10 protein-coding genes are annotated in these 12,281 nt (G+C 53.9%); 1 reads left to right on the forward strand and 9 read right to left on the reverse strand.

Annotated features, from left to right (window positions below; genetic code table 11):
• Positions 1–128: 128 nt before the first annotated feature.
• Genes BMZ32_RS05365 through BMZ32_RS05400 form a run of 8 tightly spaced genes read right to left on the reverse strand, consistent with a single transcriptional unit; the run spans position 129 to position 8,305 of the window.
• Complete coding sequence (locus tag BMZ32_RS05365; protein ID WP_090240334.1) at positions 129–1,679, reverse strand: SPOR domain-containing protein; 1,551 nt, start codon at positions 1,677–1,679, stop codon at positions 129–131.
• A gap of 10 nt (positions 1,680–1,689) precedes the next feature.
• Positions 1,690–2,793, reverse strand: a complete 1,104-nt coding sequence (gene aroB / locus BMZ32_RS05370) for a 3-dehydroquinate synthase (RefSeq protein ID WP_090240335.1) — start codon at positions 2,791–2,793, stop codon at positions 1,690–1,692.
• Between the two features lie 51 nt (positions 2,794–2,844).
• Positions 2,845–3,363, reverse strand: a complete 519-nt coding sequence (gene aroK / locus BMZ32_RS19565; protein ID WP_090240337.1) for a shikimate kinase AroK — start codon at positions 3,361–3,363, stop codon at positions 2,845–2,847.
• A gap of 4 nt (positions 3,364–3,367) precedes the next feature.
• Positions 3,368–5,473: a type IV pilus secretin PilQ gene (locus BMZ32_RS05380; protein WP_090241563.1), complete on the reverse strand. Its 2,106-nt coding sequence runs from the start codon at positions 5,471–5,473 to the stop codon at positions 3,368–3,370.
• A 54-nt stretch (positions 5,474–5,527) separates the two neighbouring features.
• Positions 5,528–6,037 (reverse strand): type 4a pilus biogenesis lipoprotein PilP, encoded by a 510-nt coding sequence (gene pilP, locus BMZ32_RS05385; protein WP_244153943.1) that lies wholly within the window; start codon positions 6,035–6,037, stop codon positions 5,528–5,530.
• An 11-nt stretch (positions 6,038–6,048) separates the two neighbouring features.
• Positions 6,049–6,672, reverse strand: a complete 624-nt coding sequence (gene pilO / locus BMZ32_RS05390; protein ID WP_090240341.1) for a type 4a pilus biogenesis protein PilO — start codon at positions 6,670–6,672, stop codon at positions 6,049–6,051.
• On the reverse strand, positions 6,669–7,241 hold the full coding sequence (locus BMZ32_RS05395) for a PilN domain-containing protein (protein ID WP_090240342.1): 573 nt from the start codon (positions 7,239–7,241) through the stop codon (positions 6,669–6,671). The genes pilO and BMZ32_RS05395 overlap by 4 nt, the downstream gene beginning before the upstream one ends.
• Positions 7,241–8,305, reverse strand: a complete 1,065-nt coding sequence (locus BMZ32_RS05400; RefSeq protein WP_090240344.1) for a pilus assembly protein PilM — start codon at positions 8,303–8,305, stop codon at positions 7,241–7,243. The genes BMZ32_RS05395 and BMZ32_RS05400 overlap by 1 nt, the downstream gene beginning before the upstream one ends.
• A 184-nt stretch (positions 8,306–8,489) precedes the next feature.
• Here BMZ32_RS05400 and BMZ32_RS05405 point away from each other — a divergent pair, with 184 nt between their 5' ends.
• Positions 8,490–10,904 carry a penicillin-binding protein 1A gene (locus tag BMZ32_RS05405; protein ID WP_425272865.1) on the forward strand — a complete coding sequence of 805 codons (2,415 nt, stop codon included), beginning with the start codon at positions 8,490–8,492 and terminating at the stop codon, positions 10,902–10,904.
• 96 nt (positions 10,905–11,000) lie between these two features.
• Here the strand turns inward: BMZ32_RS05405 and BMZ32_RS05410 are convergent, their stop codons facing one another.
• On the reverse strand, positions 11,001–12,269 hold the full coding sequence (locus tag BMZ32_RS05410) for a malic enzyme-like NAD(P)-binding protein (protein ID WP_090240348.1): 1,269 nt from the start codon (positions 12,267–12,269) through the stop codon (positions 11,001–11,003).
• Between the last annotated feature and the right edge of the window lie 12 nt (positions 12,270–12,281).

The raw sequence follows: 12,281 nt of genomic DNA on the forward strand, positions 1-12,281 counted from the left end.
AGGGCAGCCATTGTACATATCCACTCAGGCTGCCACAAACCCAGCTGGCGAAAATATGACAGCTTATGTCGCTAAAGCGAAGGATAAGACCGCAAGGTCGTGCTATCGACCGGCAAGTCAGCTCTCCATCAACGCGCCTGAGCAATCTCCTGCTGGATACCAGCGAAGTTACGCGGCCACGGCTTGCCCGCTTGAACCTTGGCAGGCAAGGCTCGCAAGGCCGCTTGCGCAGCGTCTCGACTGCTGAAGCTGCCATAGGTGACCACGTAAAGCGGCTTGCCCTGATGCTGTTTCTTGAAATAGTGGTAATCCGCACCCTGGGCTTTTACAAACGCCTGTGCAGCACTTTCCAACCGCGCGCCGAGTATCTGCAAGGTAAAGCGCGAACCCGCCTGGGTGGCATACCACCCACCCGCCGCAACAGGTTTAGCAGCTGCCGGAGCCATAGCGGCCTTGGGCGCAACCGGTTTAAGTACCGGGACCGGCTGCGGCGAAACTGGCGGCGCAACCTTTGCCGCGCCGGCGATCACAGGCGTAACCGGAACGCTCGCCACTACGACTGGCGAAGGCTCTATAGCGATGTCCGCAGCACGAGAAGCACCTTCAGCGTCAGCCTCTTCCGCACCACTCAAGCCTGCGGCCTGAGCCAACGGCTCACGAATAACAGGCTGCGCCTCACCCACTAAAGGCAGTGGCAACGGCTGGCTTGCGCCCTCGAACTGAATCGCTGGTGCAATCGCTGCAGCCGAAGGCGGCGCAATCACTGCTGGCGTTGCAGCCTCGCCGAGGGGCAACTGAGCGATCACAGGCGCATCAACATCCTTAATGATCCGCCCCTGCATAAACCACGCGGCCAGAACCCCGATAGCTACCACACACAGCGCGAGCAGATGCTTACGCGGCAAGCTGAAAGAAAAACCACCGCGACCTGCCGCACTGCGCTGCGCCAGCATTGCCTCAACCAACGACTCGCGTGCGACTTGATTGATCAGGCCTGGCCAACCAGCCGATTGTTCGTAAATATCGGCGACCTGATCATCGCTAAGCACCTCAACGCCCTGCGCCGCGCCCTCGAGGCGCTGAGCCAAGTACTCTCGCGTTTCTTGCTCGCTATAGGGCTGTAACTCGATGACATGAAAACATTCTTCGCCTGCCGCCAGCTGCTCAAGTCGCGACAGCAACTGCGTCTCAGCAAACAGAAACACATGCGGACGGCCTTCAGCATTGCCCGCAGCCAGGCTTAACAGACTGCTCAGGGCGGCATCACTAAGATCTTCGGCGTCATCAACCAGTACGTAAACTTCTTGCCCGGTTAACGCCAACTGTCCGACCTGACCAAGAATGGCCGACAACTCCGGGCGCGGCACCTGAATACCCTGCGCGACCTGTCGCAAAATGCTTGAAGGGTCAGACGCCCCTTTAGCGGACACCACCACACTCTGCACAGCCTGCTTGTTGGTACTCGCTACCAGCGCCTGGCGCAGCAAGGTTTTACCACTGCCATCGGGACCACTGACCACCAGCAATAGCTGACTGTAGCGCGCCAAATGGTGCAGCTGCCCAAGTACAGGCTTACGCTGCGCCGGAAAGAACTTGAACCCCGGCACCCGCGAAGCAAAGGGATCATGAGTGAACTGGTAGTGGTCGAGAAACGCCTCGTCAGCATGCAAACTTGTCATGGGGTACTCGTTAATTTTTAAGCTGGGCCAGCTGCGCCGCATAATCTGCGCTCAGCGTGGCATTCAAAATTTCTCGGGGAAAATCACCGGCTACAGTTGCTTCACCCAAGCCGCGCAACAAAACCAGACGCAACTTGCCATCAAGCACCTTTTTGTCGACCGCCATATGCTCAATAAAGTCCTCAGGCGTCATGTTCTCAGGCGGCACAACCGGCAACCCAGCAGCAATAAATAAGCGAACTCCACGCTCACGCTCGGCGCGTGTAATCCAGCCCAAGCGCTCAGACATATCCAACGCCATGACCGTACCCGCCGCGACTGCTTCACCATGCAGCCATACGCCATAGCCCTGATGCGTTTCGATGGCATGGCCAAAGGTGTGTCCCAGATTCAACGTCGCGCGCACCCCTGACTCACGCTCATCGGCCGCCACCACGCGCGCCTTAGCGGCGCAGGAATGTGCAATCGCCGTAGTCAGCGCCTCCTTGTCAAGGGCACGCAAGGCCGACATATGCGCCTCAAGCCAAGTCAAGAATGGCTCGTCGCAGATCAAGCCGTATTTGATCACCTCAGCCAAACCTGCAGACAGCTCACGAGCGGGCAAAGTAGCCAAGGTATTGGTATCAATCAACACTGCTTGCGGCTGGTAGAAGGCCCCCACCATATTCTTTCCCAGCGGATGGTTAATACCCGTCTTGCCGCCGACAGAGGAGTCGACCTGCGACAGCAGCGTGGTCGGCACCTGGATAAAGTTTACGCCGCGCTGATAACACGACGCTGCAAACCCAGCCATATCGCCAATAACACCACCACCCAAAGCGATCACCGTCGTGCTGCGATCATGCCGCGCACCCAGCAGCCCATCAAAAACCAGCTGCAGGGTTTCCCAGGTTTTATAGCTCTCGCCATCCGGCAAAACCACAGTCGTAATAGAGTGGCCGGCGAGCGAGCGCTCAAGTGCGGCCAAATAAAGGGGCGCAACCGTCTCGTTGGTCACTATGGCAACTTGCCGACCGATGATGTGTGCAGCCACCAAATCACCACGAGCCAACAGCCCAGCACCGATGTAAATCGGGTAGCCACGTTCACCAAGATCGACATGAAGAGTCTGCATAAAGCCCCCAAGCAACAAAGGGGCCTAGGATAACGCAGTTCAGCCTGCGCTTTAACGGGGAGAAAGCGCCTCAAGGCGCTCTAGGATCTCTTGCACTACTAAGCGCGGCGGACGCTCGTCAGTTTCGACGACTACATCGGCAATTTCACGATAAAGCGGATCACGAAGTGCGAACAGTTCGGACAATACCTTGCCCGGGTCTGCAGCGCGCAGTAAAGGACGATTACGGTCACGTGAGGTGCGATCGACCTGCTGCTCAACAGAAGCATGCAGATAAACCACATGACCACCCCGCCTCAAGGCAAGCCGATTATCAGCGCGCATTACAGCCCCGCCCCCGGTTGCCAAGACCATACCGTCGACATCGCAAAGCTCTGCGATTACCGCCTGCTCACGCTCACGAAAGCCCTGTTCACCTTCCACATCAAAGATCCAGGGAATATCCGCACCCGTGCGCTGTTCGATCTCTTTATCAGAGTCCTTGAACGGCAAACGCAATTCTTTGGCAAGCAAACGCCCGATGGTGCTTTTACCAGCACCCATCGGGCCGACGAGAATCAGATTACGCACTGAATCAACGACTAACCGCAATGGCTTGGTTGTTCATGATGCGCGGAGTGAGGAACACCAAGAGCTCAGACTTATTATCCTGGACGATATCGCGACGGAACAAACGCCCTAAGTAAGGCAGGTCACCGAGGAAGGGAACCTTCTCAACACCCTTAGTTTGCGTATTGGAGAAAACCCCACCTAGAACGATCGTTTCACCATCACTCACGAGAACCTTGGCATTAACTTCGTTCTTATTAATTGGTGGAACACCATTCAACGCTCGGGCAAAGTCTGGCGCGTCTTTAGTGACCTTAACTTCCATGATAATTCGATTGTCCGGGGTGATTTGAGGCGTCACCTCAAGAGACAAAGCCGCTTCTTTAAATGAGGTCGTGCTGGCACCGCTGGAACTTGCCTCTTGGTAAGGGATTTCGGAACCCTTGAGGATCTTCGCTGTTTCCTTATCCGAGGTAACCACCTTTGGCTGCGAAATAATTTCGCCGTTACCAGTTTTTTCCATCGCTGAAAGCTGAAGATCCAGAACGATATTATCGGTCAAGAAGCCAATACCGATACCTGACGTACTCCCCAGCACGCCCATATCTACAAATGGAACAGGCGCTACGCCATCCTCAAGAGTGAAACCACCAATGGTGTCTGTGCCAGGCAAAAGCCGCTGCCCTTCATCATTAAAGGATTGAGCACCATCTTTGCCATATGCGCTCCAGTTCCCACGCGTGGCCGCGCCACCCCAACGCACACCTAGGGCCTTGTCATAATCAACGTTGGCCTCAACAATGCGAGCCTCGATCATTACCTGGCGCACCGCCACATCTAGCTGCGCAATAATCCGACGCAACTCATCAAGTCGCTCTTGGGTTTGGTAGGCAATAATACTGTTGGTCCGATCATCAACAGTCACCGAACCGCGCTCAGCAACAGCACCATCCGCACTCGTCACCGACTGGAATAGCTGAGCCATATCGGACGCCTTGGCGTAATTAACTTGAATAAGCTCGCGACGCAATGGAGCAAGGTCTGCAACCTGCTTCTTTGACTCAAGCTCTTGACGTTCGCGCGCTGCTATTTCGTCAGCCGGCGCTACAAGCAGCACATTACCTACTTTGCGCTTATCGAGCCCCTTGGTTTTAAGAACGAGATCCAAGGCCTGGTCCCACGGAACATTCTGCAAGCGCAATGTAATATTCCCAGCAACCGTATCACTGGCGACTAAGTTGAGATCAGTAAAATCTGCAATCAACTGCAAAACAGAACGAACATCAATATCTTGGAAGTTGAGTGATAATTTTTCACCTGTATAGGAAAAGCTATCAGCTTTACGTTGCTCCGCCTGATCCTGCGTCAAGGGTTTCACACTGATTGTCAGCTTGTTATCTGTCTGATACGCCAGATAATCATAAACGCCTACAGGCTCAATCAGAATACTTGCTTTATTAGAGGTACCTGTCGCGCTAACAAACTGAACTGGCGTAGCAAAATCTTTAACATCCAGCTTTACCCTTAAAGCCTCAGGTAGCTGCGTTCCTGCAAAATCCAACCGGATTTTTCCACCTTGGTCTTGTATGTCTGGACTGACAGAGGCATCGGACAAGGTAATTACAATATTACCCTCGCCCAGCTCACCGCGCTGAAAGTCAATATTACTAATTGCATTTGACTGAGGTGCATATTTTTTAGCAGTGACTACCGCTGCAAGAGGCGCTGGCTGAGTGGATGCTGTACTTCCACCACCGTCCCCCACTACAACGAAAATGCTACTTCCCTCTGAGCGAGTGCTGTACGGAGATAGACTGGTTAAATTTATGATAAGTCGCGTACGGTCTTTGGCCTCAACAACTGTAACACTGCGCGCATTACCTACGCCGAGCTCTCTAGTCTTTGCACCGAGCTTGTTAGAAACTCCGGGTAAATCAAGTGCAATTCTAGCTGGCTGTTCAATGGTGTAGCCTCGCGGCGCCAGCACAGGCTCGTCAAATGTTAGCTTTAACTCAACCCTGTCTCCGGGCAGCGCAGAAACATCCAGCGTTTGCAGATCGGCAGCCATTAAAGATGGCGAAAAAAGCGCTGCCAAAAGTGAAAGCCCTAAAAAAGAGGGGGATATGTTCATGATCATATTCCACTGAGCAGATCGGTTATTTTTTTTCATATTCACTCCGCTCGTTTAAGAGCGCTCCTTAAGGGACAGACTACGCGGCCGCTCTAACCAGCCACCCTCGCCATCCGGAACAATTTCCATTACATCAACCCTTGATTCGTCAATGGCAAGTATCCGGCCATGATTACGGCCTAGATAGTCACCGACTCGAACCCGATGGACACCCCCTGCACCACTCACAAGGGCAAAAGCGCCGGAATCATTCGCCAAGGTACCGACCATGACAAACGTTTCTATATTAAAACCTTCAAGAAATTGTTTTGTGCGTGCCTCATCAGGCTTTACGTCTTTAGAGCCCTTTTGCCTATCAGCCATCTCCAATTTAACCGGCGGCTGAAACGGACTTCTCAGCGCAGCAGCGCTGTAGGTAAAGCTCTCATAAGGCTGAAATGTTGGCAGTGGCTCAATCTCACCCTTAGGACGCGCACGCACTTCGTCCATATAGGCTTGAAGATCAGAAAAACCGCCATGACTATCGCAGCCAGAGACAAACAAAAATGACACAACCAATACCAGCTTAAGAGGCTTCACTGCGCGTCCCCCTTATCGTTATAACGATAAGTTTTGGCCAATATACTCATGCGCAGCTTAGATGAGCCGCTATCATTAGCGGGCACAAGATCAAAGTCATGCAGCGTAACAATCCGCGGAAGGCTTGCGACTCCACTGACAAAGGTCGCCAGATCGTGATAGGCGCCGACAACAGTGATCTGAATAGGAAGCTCTATATAAAACTGCTGGGCTGCTTCGGGGAGAAGCTTAATCTCCTCAAACTCCAAGCCACTTCCCAGCCCTGTTCGGGTTATATCTTCAAGCAAACCAGGAACCTCCGTATCACTGGGCAGCTGCTTCAGAAGCGCTCCAAATGAAACTTCCATTTCCTGCATCTGCTCTTTATAAGCATCTAAATTGGCAGCTTGGAAAGCTTTATTTGAGAATTGTTCTTTCAGAACAACCTCTTCGGCTTGCTTTCCCTCAAGGCTAGCTTGCAGGTCTTTGAGGTGAAAGTTATAACCTAATGCAACAACGGCTATCAGCAGCAAAGTTCCTGCAATAAACTTTACCGCCGCAGGCCATGAGCCGACGTTATTAAAATCAAGATCATTTAAATCAATCTGGCGCAGGCTTTCTAAGGAATCATTAAGACTCATTGCTTAGCCTCCTCTGCTGCGAGCGCAGGCTGGGTCTGCTGCACACTCAATTGAAAAACATTTGCCTGATCAACCGCTCCCGCTGTTACAGATTTAACCTCGGTAAGGTTTGGCGCAGTCAACCACTCAGACGCATCCAAGTTACGCATCAGGTTCGAGACACGATTATTTGATTCAGCCGCGCCGACGATAGCGACATTCTTCGCCGTCATTTTTACCCCAGTAAAATGCACACCATCTGGCAGCGTACGAACCAACTGATCGAAAACGCGACCGATAATCGGTCGATTACCCTGCAGATCCTGGATAATTTTCATACGCTCGAGAAGCTGCTGGCGACGGGTTTTAAGCTCACTAATTTCTTTAATTCGAGCATCTAAAACAGCAATTTCTTTACGTATGAATTCATTTCGAGCGGTTTGTTGCTCGATCGCACTGTTGAGGTACTGGTCACCTAGAAACACAGCGCCGGCGGCCACAATGAACACGCCAGCAAGTGTTACCAAGAAGCGCTGCTTACGCTCTTCGCGTAATTGTTCGCGCCAGGGGAGTAAGTTAATCCGCGCCATTAGTCGAAACTCCTCATCGCCAGACCACAGGCAATCATCAAGGCCGGCGCATCACTGGCGAGTGCGCCCGCATTAACCTTGCCACTTAACGCCATTTCCGCGAATGGATTGGCAACCAATGTCTGGGTGCCAATTTTCTGCTGGATCAAGCGATCAAGATCCGGGATTGACGCAGTACCACCGGCTAAGAGGATGTAATCGACATCATTGAATTGGCCGGCGGCGAAGAAGAACTGGAGAGAACGAGCTACCTGCTGAACCACTGCTTCTTTAAAGGGTTGCAATACTTCGCTGTCATAGTCGTCCGGCAAACCGCCTTGCTTCTTGGCAAGGCCGGCCTCTTCAACGGACAGACCATAGCGACGCTGAATTTCCTCCGTAAGCTGCTTGCCGCCAAACAACTGCTCACGCGTATAAATAGTTCGACCGTTATGCAGGACGCTGAGCGTGGTCATGGTTGCGCCGATGTCGACAACGGCAACAGTCAGCTCATCACGCCCACCACCAAGTTGCTCAACCAACAAGCTGTATGCCCGCTCAAGCGCATATGCTTCAACATCAACCACTTTGGCGCTAAGACCAGCAAGCGCCAAAGCGGCTTCGCGGACTTCAACGTTCTCCTTGCGGCAAGCGGCAAGCAACACATCAACGCGATCCGTATTGCGCGCAGACGCCCCTTGAACCTCAAAGTCGATCGCAACTTCTTCCAACGGATAAGGGATGTATTGGTCGGCTTCGATCTTCAGCTGATTTTCCAGCTCGTCATCTGAAAGCCCGGCTTCCATTTCGATGGTCTTGGTAATCACCGCCGATCCTGCCACAGCCACTGCGACGATTTTCACACCGCTTTTGGCTTTGGCAAGCACGCGCGAAAGGGCCTGCCCCACCCCCTCCAGATCGGCGATGTTCTTTTCGACCACCGCGTTTGGCGGGAGCGGCTCGACCGCGTAAGCCTCTACCTTGTAGCGGCTTCCGGAGCGGCTCAATTCGAGGAGCTTGACGGAAGTCGAACTGATATCGATCCCGAGTAGCGTATTCGCTTTCTTATTGAAGAGCCCTAGCACGACCGATTTCCTATTGGCATCCGCGACTTACGGACTATTTATGTTTTTTCACATTAAATAACAGTCTTGACAGAAGCGCAAATGGCTACCCGGCAAAAAAACCGCTTATAATGTGATCAGTTTTTCTCTTTTAACCTTGTATTTCGCTTAACCCGTTCTTTTATCTGGAAATCCAAAAATCTTGATGCGTCTTTTGCGTTTTTTTTGCTGGTCTAGCCTCGCCGTTTTTTGTGGGGTGGTACTCAGTTTCAGCGGGGCCTTTCTCTATCTTAGCCCTAGCCTCCCATCCGTCGAATCTTTGCGCAGCATTCAGCTGCAGATCCCTCTGCGCGTTTACAGCAGCGACGCCAAGCTGATTGCCGAGTTCGGCGAAATGCGCCGTTCGCCTATAGCCTTCGCTGATATCCCACCCGACTTCATCGGCGCCTTGTTGTCAGCTGAAGACGACAACTTTGCCAACCATTATGGCGTCGACCTTAGCAGCCTGATGCGCGCTGCAACGCAAATCTTGAAAAGCGGGCAGATTCAATCCGGCGGCAGCACCATTACCATGCAGGTAGCGAAGAACTTTTTCCTCACCAGTGAGAAAAGTTTTTCCCGCAAAATCAACGAGATACTTCTTGCGTTGCAAATTGAACGAGAGCTCAGTAAAAACGAGATACTTGAACTTTATGTAAACAAGATTTACTTGGGTAACCGCGCCTATGGCATCGAAGCGGCCGCTCAGGTTTATTACGGTAAATCCATTCGCGATACCAGCCTTGCACAAATGGCCATGATTGCCGGCCTGCCTAAAGCACCCTCCCGGTTTAATCCGTTGGCCAACCCTGCACGCTCGATGGAGCGCCGCGACTGGATTTTAGGCCGCATGTTCAGCCTTGGCCGTATCGACAAGCAGCGCTATGAAGAAGCGCTGGCCGAGCCTATCAATGTCAGTTATCACGTATCGACGCCCGAACTGGCCGCTCCGTATATTGCCGAAATGGCGCGCGCTGAAATGGTTGGCCGCTATGGCAGCGAGGCCTACACAGAAGGCTTTAACGTCACCACCACGGTGCCCAGCGACCTGCAGCAAGCGGCCAACAATGCAGTCCGTGAAGGACTGATTAGTTACGATCAACGCCACGGCTATCGCGGCCCAGAAAGCCGCCTACCGGGCATGGCCAAAGAAAACTGGCTGAGCGAATTAAGCAAGCAGTCATCCCTCGGCGGCTTAGAGCCGGCCATTGTCACTGGGGTTGAGAAAAGCGGCATCATGGTCCTGCTGCGTAATGGCGAAGAGCACGCCGTCGCATGGGACAGTATGAAGTGGGCGCGCCCCTTCCTTAATACCAACAGCCTCGGGCCACGGCCACAGCGCCCCGCTGATGTTAGCCAGATCGGTGATTTGATCCGCGTGCAACGTCAAGCAGACGACAACCTACGCTTCGTTCAACTCCCCGCAGCGCAGAGCGCTCTGGTATCACTGGACCCTAACAACGGTGCAATTCGCGCCCTGGTCGGCGGCTTCTCCTTCGAACAAAGCAACTATAACCGCGCCGCACAAGCCAAGCGTCAGCCGGGCTCAAGCTTCAAGCCATTTGTTTACAGCGCTGCACTGGACAAAGGCTACACCGCCGCCTCTCTGATTAATGACGCGCCAATTGTGTTTGCCGAAGACGCCCAGTCGCAGACCTGGCGCCCGAAGAATGACAACAATACCTTCCTTGGCCCGATTCGCCTGCGTGAAGCCTTGTATCGCTCACGCAACTTGGTCTCCATTCGCCTATTGCAAGACCTCGGCATCGACAGCACCCTGAACTACATTGAGCGCTTCGGCTTCGAGAAAAAGGACCTGCCACCCAACCTATCCCTGGCTCTGGGCACTGCTAGCCTAACGCCCATGGAGATCGCCGAAGGCTGGAGTGTGTTTGCCAGCGGCGGCTACAAGACTGAGCCGTATCTGATTGAACGGATCGAAGATCGCACCGGCAAGCAGTTGTTCAACGCTAACCCGGCACAGTCGCCTGCAGGCATCGCCCAGCGCGCCGAGCTGAGTAACGCAGCACCACTCAGCCTTGACGACTCACCCCTCCTAGCTGAGCCGGTGTTTGCCGAGCAGGTTATCGACGGGCGCACTGCCTACATCATGACCAGCTTGCTCCAGGATGTGATCAAACGCGGTACCGGCCGCCGCGCAATGGCACTGGGTCGCGACGACTTGTCGGGCAAAACCGGCACCACCAACGAATCGAAAGACAGCTGGTTCTCCGGTTATAACGCCGACTACATCACCACCGTTTGGGCCGGTTTCGACCAGCCGGAAAGCCTAGGACGGAATGAGTATGGCGGCACCGTGGCCCTGCCAATCTGGATGAGTTATATGGCCGCCGCATTGAAGGACAAACCCAGCCACGTGCTGCCAGAACCTGAAGGCATACTGACTCTGCGCATTGATCCACACAGTGGCCGCGCAGCCTCCCCCGACACCCCAAACGCTTACTTCGAGCTGTTCAAGAGTGAAGACTCGCCGCCGCCAATGGGTGAGTTTGAGCCGGGCACATACATCCCTGGCAGCCCACTGCCTGCCGATGAAATCGCTCCGATCGACCTGTTCTAAAGCCTTTCACAGCAAGTGTGTGAGCGTTGATAGAGCCCAAGTTGTGACAATAAAAAACCCGCCGAAGCGGGTTTTTTATTGCGCTTAACTAAGCGCTTAACCGTTGAAAACGTCGTTAACCGACTGCAACGGGTAATGCTTCGGGTACGGCAGGGTCGCCACACCGCTCTCAATCGCAGCCTTGGCCACAGCGTCACAGACCACAGTGATCAGACGCGGGTCCATCGGCTTCGGAATGATGTACTCGCGACCGAACGACAGAGCAATGCCACCGTAAGCATCACAGACTTCCTGCGGCACCGGCAGTTTAGCCAGGTCACGCAGAGCCAGGGCTGCTGCGATCTTCATTTCTTCGTTAATGCGGGTCGCGCGAACGTCCAGAGCACCACGGAAGATGAACGGGAAGCCCAGTACGTTGTTGACCTGGTTCGGGTAATCGGAACGGCCAGTGGCCATGATCACGTCATCACGCACTTCATGGGCCAGCTCTGGCTGAATTTCCGGGTCCGGGTTGGAGCAGGCGAATACGATTGGGCTTGCCGCCATACGTTTGAGGTCTACAGGCGCCAACAAGTTAGCACCGGACAAACCAACGAAGACGTCAGCACCCTCGAGCGCGTCAGACAAAGTGCGCTTGCTGGTTTCGCTGGCGAATACCGCCTTGTACTGGTTCAAGTCGTCGCGACCGGCGTGGATAACGCCTTTGCGGTCGACCATAAAGATGTTCTCAACCTTGGCACCCATGCTCACCAGCAAGCGCATGCAAGAGATCGCGGCAGCACCAGCTCCCAGGCAAACAATCTTGGCGTCTGGCAGCGTTTTACCGGCGATTTCCAAGGCATTGAGCATGCCCGCAGCCGTTACGATCGCGGTGCCGTGTTGGTCGTCGTGGAACACCGGGATATCGCACTGTTCGATCAACGTGCGTTCGATTTCAAAGCACTCAGGTGCCTTGATGTCTTCCAGGTTGATGCCGCCGAAGGTGATGGAGATACGGCGCACGGTGTCAATAAAGGCCTGCGGGCTCTCGGACTCGACTTCAATGTCGAATACGTCGATACCGGCAAAGCGCTTGAACAAAACGCCCTTACCTTCCATAACCGGCTTGGACGCCAACGGACCGAGATCGCCGAGACCGAGAATAGCGGTACCGTCGGAAATGACTGCCACCAGGTTGCCTTTGCCGGTGTAGCGATACGCTAACTCCGGATCACGCGCGATTTCGCGCACAGGCTCAGCGACACCCGGGCTGTAAGCCAGAGCTAAGTCGCGTGCGGTTGCGGTGGGCTTGGTGAGCTCGACACTCAGCTTACCCGGACGGGGCTTAGCGTGGTATTCGAGAGCGGCTGTTTTCAAATCAGACATATGGGCATTTCC

The organism is Pseudomonas guineae, assembly GCF_900113745.1.
Lineage (GTDB): Bacteria > Pseudomonadota > Gammaproteobacteria > Pseudomonadales > Pseudomonadaceae > Aquipseudomonas > Aquipseudomonas guineae.